This is a genomic window from Streptomyces sp. NPDC018000 (assembly GCF_044328025.1).
Classification (GTDB): domain Bacteria; phylum Actinomycetota; class Actinomycetes; order Streptomycetales; family Streptomycetaceae; genus Streptomyces.
On the sequence record NZ_JBIRGM010000006.1, the window covers coordinates 136917 to 153860 of the forward strand.

At 70.5% G+C, this 16944-nt stretch carries 14 protein-coding genes; 6 read left to right on the forward strand and 8 right to left on the reverse strand.

Annotation, left to right across the window (positions count from 1 at the left end; all coding sequences use genetic code 11):
- Window positions 1-42 precede the first annotated feature (42 nt).
- Together ACH4EW_RS16615 and ACH4EW_RS16620 are read right to left on the reverse strand one after the other, a co-directional pair.
- A complete protein-coding gene (locus ACH4EW_RS16615) occupies window positions 43-2307 on the reverse strand; it encodes a helix-hairpin-helix domain-containing protein (RefSeq protein WP_398257180.1) in 2265 nt (754 codons plus the stop codon).
- The gene (locus ACH4EW_RS16620) at window positions 2304-3287 is read right to left on the reverse strand and encodes an aldo/keto reductase (RefSeq protein ID WP_398257183.1); all 984 of its coding nucleotides are present in this window, start codon (window positions 3285-3287) and stop codon (window positions 2304-2306) included. Before ACH4EW_RS16620 ends, ACH4EW_RS16615 begins: the two co-directional genes overlap by 4 nt.
- 140 nt (window positions 3288-3427) lie before the next feature.
- Between ACH4EW_RS16620 and ACH4EW_RS16625 the strand changes: the two genes are divergently transcribed.
- Both ACH4EW_RS16625 and ACH4EW_RS16630 read left to right on the forward strand, forming a co-directional pair.
- The gene (locus tag ACH4EW_RS16625) at window positions 3428-4477 is read left to right on the forward strand and encodes an LLM class F420-dependent oxidoreductase (protein WP_398257186.1); all 1050 of its coding nucleotides are present in this window, start codon (window positions 3428-3430) and stop codon (window positions 4475-4477) included.
- 317 nt (window positions 4478-4794) lie between these two features.
- The gene (locus ACH4EW_RS16630) at window positions 4795-5583 is read left to right on the forward strand and encodes a ferritin-like domain-containing protein (protein WP_398257189.1); all 789 of its coding nucleotides are present in this window, start codon (window positions 4795-4797) and stop codon (window positions 5581-5583) included.
- Window positions 5584-5608: 25 nt separating this feature from the next.
- Here ACH4EW_RS16630 and corA read toward each other — a convergent pair whose 3' ends face one another.
- On the reverse strand, window positions 5609-6604 hold the full coding sequence (corA, locus tag ACH4EW_RS16635; protein ID WP_398257192.1) for a magnesium/cobalt transporter CorA: 996 nt from the start codon (window positions 6602-6604) through the stop codon (window positions 5609-5611).
- Window positions 6605-6666: 62 nt separating this feature from the next.
- Between corA and ACH4EW_RS16640 the strand changes: the two genes are divergently transcribed.
- From ACH4EW_RS16640 to mshC, 4 genes are all read left to right on the forward strand, one after another.
- The gene (locus tag ACH4EW_RS16640; protein ID WP_398257195.1) at window positions 6667-7389 is read left to right on the forward strand and encodes a histidine phosphatase family protein; all 723 of its coding nucleotides are present in this window, start codon (window positions 6667-6669) and stop codon (window positions 7387-7389) included.
- A gap of 105 nt (window positions 7390-7494) precedes the next feature.
- A complete protein-coding gene (locus tag ACH4EW_RS16645) occupies window positions 7495-8085 on the forward strand; it encodes a DUF3090 domain-containing protein (protein WP_072484378.1) in 591 nt (196 codons plus the stop codon).
- Window positions 8049-8903, forward strand: coding sequence for an SCO1664 family protein (locus ACH4EW_RS16650; protein WP_398257198.1), 855 nt, complete (start codon window positions 8049-8051; stop codon window positions 8901-8903). The genes ACH4EW_RS16645 and ACH4EW_RS16650 overlap by 37 nt, the downstream gene beginning before the upstream one ends.
- A 150-nt stretch (window positions 8904-9053) precedes the next feature.
- Entirely contained in the window at window positions 9054-10283 is a 1230-nt protein-coding gene (gene mshC / locus ACH4EW_RS16655) for a cysteine--1-D-myo-inosityl 2-amino-2-deoxy-alpha-D-glucopyranoside ligase (RefSeq protein WP_398257201.1), read from the forward strand.
- 300 nt (window positions 10284-10583) lie between these two features.
- On the opposite strand, the gene ACH4EW_RS16660 is transcribed toward mshC, so the two are convergent.
- The 5 genes from ACH4EW_RS16660 to ACH4EW_RS16680 all read right to left on the reverse strand — a co-directional run bounded on the left by ACH4EW_RS16660 (window position 10584) and on the right by ACH4EW_RS16680 (window position 16845).
- Entirely contained in the window at window positions 10584-11639 is a 1056-nt protein-coding gene (locus ACH4EW_RS16660; protein ID WP_398257204.1) for a PAC2 family protein, read from the reverse strand.
- Between the two features lie 192 nt (window positions 11640-11831).
- Complete coding sequence (locus tag ACH4EW_RS16665; protein ID WP_398257207.1) at window positions 11832-13442, reverse strand: FAD-dependent oxidoreductase; 1611 nt, start codon at window positions 13440-13442, stop codon at window positions 11832-11834.
- Window positions 13443-13447: 5 nt separating this feature from the next.
- Window positions 13448-14983 carry a glycerol kinase GlpK gene (glpK, locus tag ACH4EW_RS16670; protein ID WP_398257210.1) on the reverse strand — a complete coding sequence of 512 codons (1536 nt, stop codon included), beginning with the start codon at window positions 14981-14983 and terminating at the stop codon, window positions 13448-13450.
- A 56-nt stretch (window positions 14984-15039) separates the two neighbouring features.
- Window positions 15040-15831 (reverse strand): MIP/aquaporin family protein, encoded by a 792-nt coding sequence (locus tag ACH4EW_RS16675; protein ID WP_398257213.1) that lies wholly within the window; start codon window positions 15829-15831, stop codon window positions 15040-15042.
- A 249-nt stretch (window positions 15832-16080) separates the two neighbouring features.
- A complete protein-coding gene (locus ACH4EW_RS16680; protein WP_398257216.1) occupies window positions 16081-16845 on the reverse strand; it encodes an IclR family transcriptional regulator in 765 nt (254 codons plus the stop codon).
- Window positions 16846-16944 lie beyond the last annotated feature (99 nt).

Here is a 16944-nt window from a genome sequence, read left to right on the forward strand (position 1 = left end):
CGGAACCGAGCCCGTCAGGCGGAGAGACAGGGCCCGCCCCGGTCATCCGGCCGGAGCCTCGAGCAGGGTGCGCAGTCGCGTCGTGCGGTCCTGGGCCGGAGAGTGGGCGACCGCGCGCTGGAGTGCCTGATCCACCCCGTGCACGACGGACAGATGCCGCTCCCCGCGGCTGAAGGCGGTGTACACCCAGGGACGGCTCAGCCCCTGGGCGGCGTCACCCGGCAGTACGACGACGACTGCGGGCCACCGCATCCCAGCCGCCTGGTGGGCGCTGAGGGCCCAGCCGTGGCGCACGGACGACTCCACCCGCTCCTGCGATACGACGACCTTCGTGCCCGCACAGTCCAGATGCAGGCCCTCGGCGTCGGCCGAGACGACCACCCCGGGCACGGCCTTGCCGGGCGTCGGGACATGGACGACACGGTCGCCCGGGTCGAAGCCGCCGAACCGCCCCGGACCGGGGTTGAGTCGCTGCTTCAGTGCCGCGTTCAACACCCGGGTGCCCGCCGAGCCGCCGTGGCCAACGGTGATCACCTGGGTGTCGGCCGGCGGTACGCCGATGGCGCGCGGCACCGAGTCGGCGACCAGCTGCACGGTGCGGTGCACCGCCTCGCCGGCGTCGCGCACGGGGACGATCACCACCTCCTTGCCGGGCGCCGAGACCTGGTTCAGCTCACCGATGCCGATGCCGGAGACCAGTTCGCCGATCGGTCCCGGATCCGGCGTACGGGACACGATCTGCGGGCAGGCACGGGCCGCCAGCACATCGGCGAACACCCGCCCCGCACCTGCCGAGCCCAGCACGCCCGGGTCGCCGCTGAGCACCAGCCGGGTGCCGTCGGCCAGGGACTCCACGAGGATCGCGGCGGTCTCGACGTCCAGCTGCGGGGCGTCCAGCACGACGAGCAGGTCGACGGCGATCGCCCCCTCCTCGTCCCGCCCCGGGCCTTCAGCGCCGGAGAGCAGCCCGGCGAGTGTGACGGCCGCCGACGGATCGCCGGTCGCCTCGGCCAGCCGGCGCCTGCCGTCGACGCTGTGCACGGCACCCAGGGCGCGCAGTCCGAGGCTGCGGGCCGCGGTGATCAGCGCGGCGGGTTCGGCCCTGGCAGCCTCGCCGCCGGTGTGCGCCACGAGGCCATGGGCCGCGACCGCACGGATCAGCTCGGCCGCCGACGGAGAGCCCGCCGCCGAGGCCGGCTCCGTCCAGTCGGCGTCCTTCTCACAGGCGTTGATCAGGCGGGTCAGACCGTCGGCGAGGCTCTCCTCGGCGAGTGCGTACCGGTCGAGACCGAGCAGCACCTGCACCGGTTCCTGCCGGGCCAGGGCCCCTGCGCCTCCTTCGGCGTCCTCGCCGGGTTCTGCGGGTGCTTCGGACTTCTGGTCGTCCTGCTCGTCCTGGAAGACCAGGACGACGCCCTCGGCGACGGCGTGCCGTACGGCTGCTTCGGGGTCGGCCACCGAGCGCTCGGCGAGTGCGTCACGCACCGCCGTCGTGTCCAGTGCCGTATGGCCCTGGAGCGCGGCCCGCTCCAGCAGCCAGCCGACCAGGGCCGCGGTGCGCCGCTCGTCGTCCGGACCGCACTCGGTGCCCAGCAAGGCCCGTGCGAAACCGTCGGCCTGCTCGGGCCTGACTCCCGCCACGGCCAGCAACTGCCACGGGTCCTCGCGCAGGGCATCGGCGGCCTGCGCACCGAGGGCCTCGACCGCGGGGCGCGCCAGTGCTCCGGGTGCCCCGCCCTCGGCCAGTACGGCGGCAGCCGCGGCGACGGCCTCCGGTGAGGCGCCCTGCGGAGCCGGGACCTGCTCGGGCGCGCGGGGGCGTACCGGAGCGGGCGTGGGAGCGGCCCGGCGAGGGGTGGCGGGTGCGGGCGAGTCGAAGAACGCGGCGGCAGGCTGCTCACCTCTCTCCACAGCACGCACCGCCGCCAGCAGATCGGCCGCCTGGCCGCTCAGCTTCGCACCGGCGGCGATGGGGCCCTCCTTCTCGGCCTTGCGCTTCTCGATCCGCTCCCTCAGCTCACGCTGGGCTGCGAGCTCGGCCTCGGCCTCGGAGAGCGGTGCGGCGGCGGCCGCGCCGTCCACGTCGTCGTCTGCCGCGGCCGCCTCGTCGGTCCCGGAGGTCCCGGAGTTTTCGCCGCCCGTCTCCGCGGCGTCGGCGGCGTCATCGGCCGTCGTCGGTCCTTCGCCCCCGTCGTGACGCTCGTCCCCTGAGGACGGAGTGGGCACGGCGGCGGAAGGGTCCGCGACAACGCTGTCGTCGTCGGCGGCCGGGGAGCCGGGGGTTTCCCCCCGGGGAAGCGCGGTCACAGCGTGCTCCAGTCCTGGTCGGGATAGCGGTGCACGGGCGCCGACACATCGTCGAGCGCCTGGCAGATCTCGTCAGGAAGACTAAGTGCCTCCACTGACAATGCCTCCGTGAGCTGCTGCGCGTTGCGCGCACCGACGATCGGGGCCACGACTCCCGGCCGGTCCCGCACCCAGGCGAGAGCTACCTGGAGCGCCGTCGTGGCCAGGCCGTCGGCCGCTGTCGCCACCGCGTCCACGATGCGGCTCGCCGGGTCGTCGAGATACGGCTCGACGAACGGAGCCAGCAGCTCCGAGGCGCCGCGTGAGTGCGCCGGAGTGCCCGTCCGGTACTTGCCGGTCAGGACCCCCCGGCCCAGCGGGGAGGACGGGAGCAGCCCCACGCCCAGATCGAGCGCGGCCGGCAGCACCTCGCGTTCCACCCCCCGCTGCAACAGGGAGTACTCCATCTGCGTGCTCGCCAGCCGGGTGCGTACCCCGGGCGAGGCGAGCTGCCAGGTCGCCGCCTTGGCCAGCTGCCAGCCGCAGAAGTTCGACACCCCCGCGTACCGGGCGCGGCCGGTGGACACCGCCAGGTCCACCGCCTGAAGGGTCTCCTCCAGCGGAGTCACGGGGTCGAACGCGTGGATCTGCCACAGATCCACATAATCCGTGCCGAGCCGTGCCAAGGAGGCGTCCAGCGCGGCCAGCAGATGACCGCGGGATCCGTTGAACCGGCGGTACGGGTCGGCCACGCTGCCCGCCTTCGTCGCGATGACCAGATCGCACCGTGGCACCAGGCTGTCGGTGAGCCGCCCGAGCAGATATTCGGCCTCCCCGCCGCCGTACACATCAGCCGTGTCGACCAGCGTGCCGCCCGCCTCCCAGAAGACTTTCAGCTGCTCGGCAGCGTCGTGCTCGTCGGTGTCCCGGCCCCAGGTCAGGGTGCCGAGCCCGATCCGGGACACTCGAAGGCCGGTGTGGCCGAGATACCTCTGCTCCATGTGCGCTGAGATTACTGGCCAGAGCCCCACTCGGCGGAAGCCTGTGGACAACCCGGCATCAAGTCGCCCCTGCCGGAACCCGTTGCCGCGCGCTAGAGTCCGAAGCTCAGAGACGTTACTGATCAGTAAGGGGAGCGGCTATGCGGCTCGGCATCAATCTCGGTTACTGGGGCGCGGGAATGGACGGCGACAACCTCGCCGTCGCCCAGGAGGCCGACCGGCTCGGTTACGACGTCTGCTGGGCGGCCGAGGCGTACGGCTCCGACGCGCCGACCGTGCTCTCCTGGGTCGCCGCCCAGACCGAATCGATCGACGTCGGTTCCGCGATCATGCAGATCCCGGCCCGCCAGCCCACGATGACGGCGATGACCGCCGCCACCCTCGACTCGCTCTCCGGTGGCCGTTTCCGGCTCGGCCTGGGCGTGTCGGGACCGCAGGTCTCCGAGGGCTGGTACGGCGTCAAGTTCGACAAGCCCCTGGCCCGCACCCGCGAGTATGTCGAGATCGTCCGCGCAGCGATGTCCCGTGAACGGCTGTCGTACGAGGGGCAGCACTGGACGCTTCCGCTGCCGGGCGGTCCTGGCAAGCCGATCAAGCTCACCGTCCACCCGCAGCGTGAGCACATCCCGCTCTACATCGCCGCGATCGGCCCGAAGAACCTGGAGCAGACCGGCGAGATCGCCGACGGCGCGCTGCTGATCTTCCCGTCCGCGGAACACCTTGAGGACACAGCGGTGAAGCACCTGCGGGCGGGCCGCGAGAAGGCCGGCAAGACCATGGAGGGCTTCGACGTCTGCCCTACCCTGCCGCTCGCCGTCGGTGACGACATCAACGGGCTCGCGGACATGTTCCGTCCGTACACCGCGCTGTACGTGGGCGGTATGGGCAGCCGCAAGCAGAACTTCTACAACCAGCTTGCGCAGCGTATGGGGTACGAGAAGGAAGCCGCCGAGATCCAGGACAAGTACCTGTCCGGCGACAAGAACGGCGCCGCCGCCGCTGTGCCGCACCAGCTGATCGACCAGACCACGCTGCTCGGTTCCATCGAGCGGATCGCCGAGCGGATGCAGGCGTACGCCGCGGCGGGTGTCACGACGCTGACTCTGGCTCCGGCAGGGTTCACGCTCGATGAGCGGATCACGGCGCTGCGGGCCGGTACGGACGCGCTGGAGCGGTCCGGGCTCGCCTAGGGCCCCGGGCTTCTCCGGGGCTCCGGGACGGCGCTTCGGCCGTGGTGGGGGCTCGGGGTCCTCCCCGCCACGGCCGTTACGCGTAACAACGCGTTCGGGGCCGCGCGGTTACGCCTGTGGGCGTGTGGTTCGCAGCGGGCCGGAACGGGGTGACGGTTCCCTCCTCGCCGGACGGGCCGGGATGCCGCCGGGAGGGCGGAGAGGGCCAGTAGCCGGCCGCAGCCCCGTCCGGCGTAGCCGGGGGGCGTTCCTGTTGCTCGGGTGGGCGTGTCGCATTTGACTGGCGATGGTCGGATGCCGGTACGGAGGTGGCAGTGATGCTCTCGGCAAGGAACCTGTTCCAGGAGATTCTCGACGAAGACGAGTCGTTCCGGCTGTTCTGTTCCATCGCGGCCAGCGGGGAGTCCCAGGGCGGCTGGGAGAACGGGCGTATCGCGGCTCTTGTGCCCGAGAGCCAGCGGGCCCTGGCGCCCAAGATCGCGCGGCACGGGGCCGACGAGGACAAGCACGGCCGGATCTTCAACGCGCTGCTGCGCAAGCGCGGGCTGCAGCCGGTCGAGGTTCCGCAGGAGACCGACTACACGATGCTGCTGGAGAAGCGGGGCATCGGCCTCGCCCATGAGCAGTTGGGGCGCCAGGAACCGCTCTCCGAGTGCGACATCATCGCCTATCTCGCCCACAGCCGGGTCACCGAACAGCGCGCCTCCGAGCAGATGGCGCTGCTGCGCAAGTACTTCGCCGATGACCCCGACCTCGGCCACGCCGTGAAGATGATCTCGAACGACGAGGACAACCACTTGGCTTACTGCCACGAGGAGTTGCTCCGTTTCGCCCGCTTCGGACACGGCCGTACGATCCAGCGCATCCTGCGCGAGTGCGCGCTCACCGAGATCCGGGTGTACCGCGACGTCAGCCTCGCCGTGATGGACCACATGGGCCGCATCCTGCACTGGCCCCGGGCCAAGGCGGCGGTGCTGGCCGCCGGGATCCACGGGGTCTACGCGTACGAACGGCTCGTCGGATGGCGGCGCATGGTGAGCCTGGCGCCGCCCGAGCGGCGCGACGCACTGGGCGGTCCCGCGACGCAGGCGCCCGAGTTCGCCTGATCCGGGCGGTGCGCCAGGCAGCCGGTCAGAGCCAGCCGCGTCTCTTGAACAGCCGGTACAGGCCGAAGACCATGGAGCCCATCAGTACGATCACCGCCGGATAGGCCCACACCCGGCGCAGTTCCGGCATGTACTCGAAGTTCATGCCGTAGATGCCCGCCACCATCGTCGGCACGGCGGCCATCGCCGCCCAGGCCGAGATCTTGCGCATGTCGTCGTTCTGCCGCACACCCATCTGCGCCAGATGGGCGGACAGAATGTCGGAGAGCAGCCGGTCCAGTCCCTCCACGTACTCGTTGGCGCGCGTGAGATGGTCGCCCACGTCACGGAAGAACGGCTGCGAGTGCTCGTGGACGAACGGCACGTCCGCGCTCGCCAGACGAGCCATGGGCGCGCTCAGCGGTCCTGTGGCCCGGCGGAACTCCAGGAGCTGCCGCTTGAGCGCGTAGATGCGGGACGCGGTGTTCTTGGTGTCCACGGTGCCGGTCGGCGCGAACACCTCGGTCTCCAGCTCCTCCAGGTCGACCTGGAGCTCGGCCGCCACCTCTATGTAGTGGTCGACGACGGCGTCGCTGATCGCGTACAGGACAGCGGTCGGCCCGTGCTTGAGAACCTCAGGCTCCGCCTCCAGGCGGCGGCGTACCGCGGCGAGTGGGGCGCCCTCCCCGTGCCGTACCGTCACGACGAACGAATCGCCGATGAAGGCCATCAGTTCGCCGGTGGTGATCGTGTCGCTCAGCTGCTCGTACACCACCGGCTTGATGACCGCGAAGAGCGAGTCGTCGTACACCTCCAGCTTGGGCCGTTGGTGCGCGCTCAAGGCGTCCTCGACGGCCAGCGGATGGAGTCCGAACTCGCTGCTGACGCGGTCGGTCTCCAGCTCCGTCGGCTCGTGCAGCCCGATCCAGAGAAACGCGTCCCCGGTGGCCCGTGCCTCTGCAAGGGCATCGGAGAAGTCGGCGGGGCCCTCGGTGCGACGCCCGCCCCGGTAGATCGCACAGTCCACAATCATGGCGCGCATTCTTCCCTGCCCCCAGGCCGTTAGGCGCACCTCATCGGCGGCAGCGGCCTACGCTGGCCCGTATGCCCACCCTGATCCTCGTACGCCATGGACGTTCCACCGCCAACACGGCCGGGGTGCTCGCGGGCCGCGCCCCGGGTGTCGCACTCGACGAGCGCGGTGCCGCCCAGGCCGCGGCGCTGCCCGGACGGCTGGCCGTACTGCCTCTCGCCGCCGCCGTGAGCAGCCCCTTGCAGCGCTGCCGGCAGACCCTGCAGCCGCTGCTCGACGCCCGGCCGGAACTGGTGCTGCACACCGAGGAGCGGATCAGCGAGTGCGACTACGGCGACTGGTCGGGGCGCAAGCTGGCGGAACTCGGCGACGAACCGCTGATGAGCGTCGTGCAACAGCATCCGTCGGCCGCGGTGTTCCCCGGCGGCGAGTCCATGCGCGCCATGCAGGCACGCGCCGTCGACGCCGTACGGGACTGGAACGCGCGGATCGAGGCCGAGTACGGTGATGACGCCGCCTATGTGATGTGTTCGCACGGCGACATCATCAAGGCCCTCGTCGCCGACGCGCTCGGCATGCATCTCGACCTCTTCCAGCGGATCCACGCCGACCCCTGCTCGGTCACCGCGATCCGCTACACCAGGCTGCGGCCCTTCCTGCTGCGACTGGGCGACACGGGAGACCTCGCCCCGCTGGCGCCGCGTGAGCACACAGCCGGAACGGACCACGGTCGGCGCGTGGCGGCGGACGCCGATGCGGACGCGGCGGTCGGGGGCGGCGCTGGGGCGCCGTGATCGCTTTGCGCAGTAGGGTGGACGCGCCGTAGGCGCCCTTGCCGGGGGAATCCCCCGGACCCCGGCCGCCCCTCATCTGCCGTCAATTTTCAAGGGAGACAGGACGTGTCCCGTCAGGTGTTCCTCTACGACCCCCCGGACCGCTTCGTGGCCGGTACGGTCGGGTTGCCTGGACGTCGTACGTTCTTCCTGCAGGCCTCCTCAGGCGGACGCGTCACCAGCGTGGCCCTGGAGAAGACTCAGGTCGCCGCGCTCGCCGAGCGCATCGACGAACTGCTCGACGAAGTGGTGCGGCGGACCGGCGGGAACTCGCCGGTGCCCGCCGTGGCGCCGATGGATGTCACCGACACGGCGCCGCTCGACGTTCCCGTCGAGGAGGAGTTCCGGGTCGGCACGATGGCGCTCGCCTGGGACGGCGAGGAACAGCGCATGATCGTCGAGGCGCAGGCGCTGGTCGAGCTGGACGTGGACTCCGACGAGGATCTCGCGGAGGCCGAGGAGCGGTTGCTCCAGGACGAGGAGAACGGTCCGCCGATGCTCCGGGTCCGCCTCAGCGGCGCGCAGGCCCGCGCCTTCGCCAAGCGCGCCCTGGATGTCGTGAACGCCGGGCGCCCGCCGTGCCCGCTGTGCAGCCTGCCGCTCGACCCGGAAGGACACGTATGCCCGCGCCAGAACGGATACCGTCGCGGAGCCTGACCGACACCGAGCTGGTCACCCTCCTCACCGAGGGCCGGCTCACCGTCCGCGGCCAGATCCGTGGGGCGTCCAACGCGGTGCTCTACTGCACGGTCGCCCACGAGGGCGACGAGGTGACGTGCGTCTACAAGCCCGTGGCCGGGGAACAGCCCCTGTGGGACTTCCCGGACGGCACGCTCGCCCAGCGGGAAGTGGCCGCGTACGAGATCTCCGAGGCGACCGGATGGGGGCTCGTCCCGCCCACCGTGCTGCGGGACGGGCCGTACGGCGAGGGCATGTGCCAGCTGTGGATCGAAGCGGCGCCGGAGAGCGACGAGCCCTCCGTGGACGGTCAGTCCCCGCTCCTGGCGCTCGTCGAGGACGAGGAGCCGGGGGAGGGCTGGAGGGCTGTCGCCCACGCCGAGGTCGGGGAGGGGAAGACGGCCCTGCTGGTGCACGCGGACGATCCGCGGCTGCGGCGGCTGGCGGTCCTCGACGCCGTGATCAACAACGGTGACCGCAAGGGCGGTCATCTGCTGCCCGCACCCGACGGTCGGCTCTACGGCATCGACCACGGAGTGACCTTCAACGCGGACGACAAGCTGCGCACCCTGCTCTGGGGGTGGGCTGGGGAACCGTTGACGGCCGAGGCCGTCGAGGTTGTGGACCGGCTCGGTGCGGAGCTCGCGCCCGGGAGCTCGCTCGTCACCCGGCTGGCCGAGCTGATCACCGAGGCCGAGATCGAGGCGCTGCGGGGACGCGTGGAGGGGCTGAGGACATCGGGGAGGCACCCGGAGCCGAGCGGTGAGTGGCCGTCGATCCCCTGGCCGCCGGTGTGAACAAATCAAGCCACTTTGGTGATTGAGGAGCGGGGGCGCGGACGGGGGCCCGACCCGGGCAGATGAACCCACGCCGCGCAAGACCGTCTATCCGGTCAGGATCCGGCATCCGGTTCGTATCCGGAACATGCATCCGGTTACGCTCGTGGCATGCATGCCTGGCCCGCTTCTGAGGTCCCCGCCCTGCCCGGCAAGGGCCGCGACCTTCGGATCCACGACACCGCGACCGGCGGACGGATCACTCTTGACCCCGGTCCCGTCGCCCGTATCTATGTCTGCGGCATCACGCCGTACGACGCGACCCACATGGGTCATGCGGCGACCTACAACGCGTTCGATCTCGTTCAGCGCGTGTGGCTCGACACCAAGCGGCAGGTTCACTATGTCCAGAACGTGACCGACGTGGACGACCCGCTGCTGGAGCGGGCCGTGCGCGACGGTCAGGACTGGACCGAGCTCGCCGAGCGCGAGACGGCCCTGTTCCGCGAGGACATGACTGCCCTGCGCATGCTCCCCCCGAAGCACTACATCGGTGCCGTCGAGGCGATACCGGGCATCGTCCCGCTCGTCGAGCGGCTCCGGGACGCCGGAGCCGCCTACGAACTGGACGGGGACGTGTACTTCTCCGTCGAGACCGACCCGCACTTCGGCGAGGTCTCGAATCTCGACGCCGAGGCGATGCGGCTGCTCTCCGCCGAGCGCGGCGGCGACCCGGAGCGCCCGGGCAAGAAGAACCCGCTCGACCCGATGCTCTGGATGGCCGCCCGTGAGGGCGAGCCGAGCTGGGACGGCGCCTCGCTCGGCCCCGGCCGGCCGGGCTGGCACATCGAGTGCGTCGCCATCGCTCTGGACCACCTCGGCATGGGCTTCGATGTCCAGGGAGGCGGGTCCGACCTCGCCTTCCCGCACCACGAGATGGGCGCCTCGCACGCTCAGGTGCTGACCGGCGAGCACCCGTTCGCCCAGGCGTATGTGCACGCCGGAATGGTCGCTCTGGACGGCGAGAAGATGTCCAAGTCCAAGGGCAACCTGGTCTTCGTCTCCAAGCTGCGTCATGACGGCGTGGACCCGGCGGCGATCCGCCTCGCCCTGCTGTCGCACCACTACCGGTCCGACTGGGAGTGGACCGATCAGGTGCTCGCCGATGCCGTCGAGCGGCTCGGACGGTGGCGATCCGCCGTCTCCCGGCCCGACGGACTGCCCGCCGAGGCCCTGGTCGAGGAGGTCCGCGAGGCCCTCGCCGACGACCTGGACGCACCGGCCGCGCTGGCCGCCGTGGACCGCTGGGCCGAGCGTCAGAACGCCGAGGGCGGCACGGACGAGGGCGCACCCGGCCTCGTCTCGCGCACCGTCGACGCGCTGCTGGGCGTCGCACTCTAGTGCCGCGACCGGCAAGGTTTGCCCTGTCGAGGCACTAGCGTCGCCCGTAAATGTCGCGCGCGGTGACAACTTGCTGAACGCCGCCCCATGAGCCGGCCTTGGACTTCTCGACGAAGTTCAGGGCCGGTTCCGTTCTGTCCGTGGTCAAGCGCTCGAAGCGCTCCATGCAATCATCAACGCGCATCAGAGCGGCGGCAGTTGCAGCCTTGCTGGGGCTGACGCCGTCATCACGGGGCCCGGTGCCGGACAGCACAGGAGCGCCGGGCGAGGATGCACCCGCCCGGCGCTCCGCAGGTCTCATCAGTCCTCCGAGGATTCCTCCGACGAATCCTGTGGGCCGTCGTCATCGCTGTCCGCGTTCGCCTTGTCGGCCGATGACTGCCGCCCGGCGCCCGGCTCGCCCCCGGTGTCCGGCCGGGCCGGCTTCGGCGGACGGGTGCGCCCGCTGGAGGTGTCGCGCAGATACGAGGCGTCGCCGCTCTCCGTCGCATGTGCGTTGGGCGCCTGACCCGGACCGACGTCCCGGCGGCGCAGATAGCGCTCGAACTCCCGGGCGATGGCCTCGCCGCTCGCCTCGGGAAGCTCCGCGGTGTCCCGGGCCTCCTCCAGCGTCTGCACGTACTCCGCCACTTCGCTGTCCTCGGCGGCCAGTTGGTCGACACCGAGCTGCCAGGCGCGCGCGTCCTCGGGCAGCTCGCCCAGCGGGATGCGCAGACCGAGGAGGTCCTCCAGGCGGTTCAGCAGCGCGAGGGTCGCCTTCGGGTTGGGCGGCTGCGACACATAGTGCGGCACCGCCGCCCACAGGCTCACCGCGGGCACGCCCGCGTGCGTGCACGCCTCCTGGAGGATGCCGACGATGCCCGTCGGACCTTCGTACCTGGTCTCCTCCAGGTCCATGGCCCGCGCCAGATCCGGGTCGGAGGTGACTCCGCTGACCGGTACCGGGCGGGTGTGCGGGGTGTCGCCGAGCAGTGCGCCCAGGACCACCACCATCTCCACGCCCAACTCATGGGCGAAGCCCAGGATCTCGTTGCAGAACGAGCGCCAGCGCATGGACGGCTCGATACCGCGTACCAGGACGAGATCGCGGGGCTTGTCCCCGCCGATGCGGACCACGGAGAGCCGGGTGGTCGGCCAGGTGATCTTGCGTACCCCGCCGTCCAGCCAGACTGTCGGCCGGTTGACCTGGAAGTCGTAGTAGTCCTCGGCGTCCAGCGCCGCGAACACCTCGCCCTTCCACTGCCGGTCCAGATGCGCGACCGCCGTCGAAGCGGCGTCACCTGCGTCGTTCCATCCCTCGAACGCGGCCACCATGACCGGGTCGATCAGCTCGGGAACCCCCTCGAGCTCGATCACCCAGGCCTCCTTCCGAAGTTCCCTTGCGTACGCACCAACCTTACGGCTTCCGGCCACTCTTGCCGCAGCCCCTGCGCACAGCCGGGTGAGCCCGACCCGCGGCGCGTTCACCGGACCGCGGTCCTCCCGACGCATACGGGCCGGGGCGGCTCCCACGTGGGAGCCGCCCCGGCCCGTATGCGTGCGACCCCGTCAGCTCCGGTCGCCGAGCATGGACTCGACGCCGGCCCGGATCTCGTCCGTCGCCAGACCCCGGATCGTCAGCGTCGTGCGGCGGCGCAGCACATCGTCCGCCGTCTCGGCCCACTCGTGATCACGTGCGTAGGCGACCTGCGCCCAGATCTCCGGCGCGTCCGGGTGGATGCGCTCGGCCAGCGCCGGCTTCTCGTTCGCCAGCCGTGCGATGTCGAAGGAGAGTGAGCCGTAGTGCGTGGCGAGGTGACGGGCCGTGTCGGCAGCCATGCGCGGACCGGGTGTGCCGCCGTCGACCAGCAGCCGGTGCGCCACCGCGTTCGGGTTGGCGATGCCGGGCAGCGGGAGCTTCTTCGGGAGGTGCGAGATCGGCTGCATGTCCTGTGCGAGGGGGTGCCCGGGGAGCGAGGCCAGCTTGTTCATCACCGTACGGCCGATGTGGCGGAATGTCGTCCACTTGCCGCCCGCGACCGACAGCATCCCGCCGCGGCCCTCCGTCACGACCGTCTCCCGCTTGGCCTTGGACGTGTCGCCCGGGCCGCCCGGCAGCACCCGCAGGCCCGCGAAGGAGTAAGTGATCAGATCGCGCGACAACTGCTGGTCCTTGATGGAGAACGCCGCCTCGTCGAGGATCTGCGCGGTGTCCTTCTCGTTGACCGCGACGTCCGCCGGATCGCCCTCGTACTCCTCGTCCGTCGTACCGAGAAGCAGCATGTCCTCCCACGGCAGGGCGAACGTGATGCGGTACTTGTCGATCGGTGTGGCCAGCGCGGCCTTCCAGGGACGGGTGCGCTTCAGCACCAGGTGCGCGCCCTTGGACAGACGTATCGAAGGCGCAGCGTTCGGGTCCTCCATCTTGCGCAGGTGATCGACCCACGGGCCGGTGGCGTTCAGCACGAGGCGGGCGTCGACGCCGAACTCCGTGCCGTCCGTGCGGTCCTCCAGGTCGGCGCCCGTCACCCGGCCCTTGGTGAACCGCAGCCCGGTCACCGCCGCGTGGTTCAGGACGACCGCCCCCGCGTCGACGGCCGCTCGGACCGTCATCAGCGCCATCCGGGCATCGTTCATCTGGTCGTCGCCGTAGACCGCGACGGCCTTCAGATTGTCCGTACGCAACTCCGGCACATCGCGCCGAGCCTTCGCCGGGCTGATCACATGCCCGACCCCGTCACCGAACGCGGAGAGCGCCGAGTACGCGAACACACCGGCACCGAGCTTCGCCGCGCCGTGCGGGCCGCCCTTGTAGACGGGCAGGTAGAAGGTGAGCGGATTCGCCAGGTGCGGGGCGACCTGACGGGACACCGCGCGCCGCTCGAAGTGGTTCTCCGCGACCAGCTTCACCGCGCCGGTCTGCAGGTAGCGCAGACCGCCGTGGAGGAGCTTGGAGGAGGCGGAGGAGGTGGCGCCGGCGAAGTCGCCGGCGTCCACCAGGGCCACCCGCAGCCCGGACTGCGCGGCGTGCCAGGCCGTGGAGATGCCCAGGATGCCACCACCGATCACCAGGAGGTCGTACGTCGCCTTGGAGAGCTGCTCCCGAGTTTCGGCGCGGCTCGGAAGGGAGCCGGAGGCCGGGTGCGTCCCGAGTGACGGGACGCTCTGCAGGGTGGTCATTGTGATTACTCCTCGACTGAGCTGTCTTCGAGCCAGCCCATGGTCCGTTCCACGGCCTTGAGCCAGCTCTTGTACTCGCGGTCGCGGGTGTCCGCGGCCATGCGGGGTGTCCACTCGGCGGCCCGGCGCCAGTTGGCGCGCAGCGCGTCGGTGTCCGGCCAGAAGCCGACGGCGAGACCGGCGGCGTAGGCGGCGCCGAGGCAGGTCGTCTCGGCGACCATCGGCCGCACCACGGGTGCGTCCAGGAAGTCGGCGAGTGTCTGCATCAGCAAGTTGTTGGAGGTCATGCCGCCGTCGACCTTCAGGGCGGCGAGCTCGACACCGGAGTCCTTCGTCATGGCGTCGGTGATCTCGCGGGTCTGCCAGGCGGTGGCCTCCAGGACCGCACGGGCGATGTGCGCCTTGGTGACGTACCTGGTCAGACCGGCGATGACACCGCGGGCGTCGGAGCGCCAGTACGGGGCGAACAGACCCGAGAAGGCGGGCACGAAGTAGGCGCCGCCGTTGTCCTCGACCGACGAGGCCAGGGTCTCGATCTCGGCCGCGGACTTGATCAGACCCATCTGGTCGCGCATCCACTGCACCAGCGAACCCGTGACGGCGATGGAGCCCTCCAGGGCGTACACCGGCTTCTGGTCACCGATCCGGTAACCGACCGTCGTCAGCAGTCCGTTGTACGAGTTGACGGGTGTCTCACCGGTATTCATCAGCATGAAGGTGCCGGTGCCGTACGTGGACTTGGCCTCGCCCTTGGAGAAGCAGGTCTGGCCGAAGAGGGCCGCCTGCTGGTCGCCGAGCGCGGAGGCGACCGGGACACCGTCCAGGACGCCGCCCTTGGCGGTGCCGTACACCTCGGCGGAGGAGCGGATCTCGGGCAGCACGGCCGCCGGGATCTCCATCGACGAAAGGATCTTGTCGTCCCACGCGAGGGTGTGCAGGTTCATCAGGAGGGTGCGTGAGGCGTTGGTGACGTCGGTGACATGGACGCCGCCGTCGGTGCCGCCGGTCAGGTTCCAGATGACCCAGGAGTCCATGGTGCCGAAGAGGATGTCGCCGCGCTCCGCGCGCTCGCGCAGTCCCTCGACGTTGTCGAGCAGCCAGCGGACCTTGGGGCCCGCGAAGTACGAGGCGAGCGGCAGACCGGTCTCGCGGCGGAAGCGGTCCTGGCCCACGTTGCGGCCGAGCTCCTTGCAGAGCGCGTCGGTGCGGGTGTCCTGCCAGACCAGGGCGTTGTGGACGGGCTCGCCGGTGTTCTTGTCCCAGAGCAGCGTGGTCTCGCGCTGGTTGGTGATGCCGATCGCCTTCACATCGGCGGCGGTGATGCCCGCCTTGACGATCGCGCCGGCCACGACCTCCTGGACGTTCTCCCAGATCTCGGTCGCGTTGTGCTCGACCCAGCCCGGCTTCGGGAAGATCTGCTCGTGCTCCTTCTGGTCGACGGAGACGATCCGGCCGTCCTTGTCGAAGACGATGCAGCGGCTGGAGGTGGTGCCCTGGTCGATGGCCGCGATGAACGGGCCGGTGGTGTGTGCGTCGGTCACGGTGTGCTCCCGGAAGTCTGTGTGGTCTGGAGGGTTACGGCTCTGTAGCCGACGGCTCAGGCGAAGGCGACGTTGTAGAGCCCGCCCGCGATCGCGCCGCCGATGAGCGGTCCGACGACCGGGACCCATGCGTAGCCCCAGTCGGAACCGCCCTTGTTCGGCAGTGGCAGCAGCGCGTGCACGATACGCGGACCGAGGTCGCGAGCCGGGTTGATTGCGTAACCCGTCGGCCCGCCGAGCGAGAGACCGATACCGACGACGGCCAGAGCGGTGACGAGTGCGCCGAGCGTACCCAGGCCGTTGCCCTCGTCGTTGAGGCCCTGGGTGAGGATTGCCAGGACGAGCACGACGGTGGCGATGATTTCGGTGACGAGGTTCTGCACCGCGTGCCGGATCTCGGGGCCGGTGGAGAAGATGCCCAGCACCGGGCCCGCCTTCGGGGCGGAGGCCTGGTCGACCACGGCCTCTTCACCCGGTTGGGCGCCCAGGATCTCCGGATCGGTGAGATGCGCCCGGAACTGCCCGTAGTACGTCAGCCAGACCAGCGCCGCGCCGATCATCGCGCCGAGCATCTGGGAGCCGAGGTACAGCGGTACGTCGCCCCACTCGGTGCCGCCCTTGATCGCGAGACCGATCGTGACCGCAGGATTGAGATGCGCGCCGGAAACGCCACCGGCCAGATACGCGCCGGTCAGCACGGCGAAACCCCACCCGAAGGTGATGGCGAGCCAGCCGGCGTTCTGCGCCTTGGAGCGCTTGAGCGTGACTGCCGCACAGACACCGCCGCCCAGCAGGATGAGTACGGCGGTACCTATGGTCTCGCCGATGAAGATGTCGGAGCTGGACACCCGCGACTCCTTTGTCGTTAGTCCAGGGAAGCCGAACCCCGGGTCCCTCCGGTGGTCCGCGCCCTCATGTGAGGGCGTTTTCCGGCCCTTGGCGCTGTCACACCATAACGCTTATTTCCGTTACCTGTTCGACAATGCCGACCGGTGAACGGCAGTGTTTCTTCCAGGTGAATCAGACGTCAAGGGTTGTGTGGCCTATAACTCGATCGTTACCGACAGCTCATCGGCAACGATCACCCGCCGTGCCGGTCAGAAGCGCCGGGCGCCCAGATCCCTGGAGACCGCACGCGCGCAGTCCCGCACCGCGGCGATCAGCTCGGGGCGCAGCGTCCCGTCCGCGCAGACCCGCTCCACCGCTCCGGTCACGGCCACCGCGCCGACCGGCATCCGCCGCCGGTCGTGGATCGGGGCGGCCACCGCGGCCACTCCCTCCCAGGTCTCCTCCACATCGGCCGCCCAGCCGCGGGCCCGGATGAGGTCGAGCATCGCCTCGAACTCCTCCGGATCGGTGACGGTGTGCGGCGTGAAGGACTGCCGCTCGGCCTCCAGGGCCTCGGTGTGCGCCACCGGGTCGTACGCCGAGAGCACCTTGCCCAGGGCCGTGGAGTGCAGCGGCTGCATGGCCCCGACCTCCAGGACCTGCCGGCTGTCGTCGGGCCGGAAGACGTGGTGGACGATGAGGACGCCCTGCTGGTGCAGGACCCCCAGATGGGTGCTCTCGCCGCTGGAGCGGGCCAGGTCGTCCGTCCAGACGAGCGCGCGGGCCCGCAGCTCGTGGACGTCCAGATAGCTGTTGCCCAGGCGCAGCAGTTCGGCGCCCAGCTGATAGCGGCCGGACGCCGTGTCCTGCTCGACGAAGCCCTCGTGCTGGAGCGTGCGCAGGATGCCGTGTGCGGTGCCCTTGGCCAGGCCCAGCGAAGAGGCGATATCGGACAGCCCCAGCCGACGCTCGCCGCCTGCCAGCAGGCGCAGCATCGCCGCCGCCCGCTCCAGCGACTGGATGTTCTTGGCCATCGCGCCGTACTCCTCCACCTCGATTCGACAATGCTGAACACTATCGGTCGATGTCGACCTGTGCTCGATCACACAGAAAAACTGCGGTACCACTGTGAT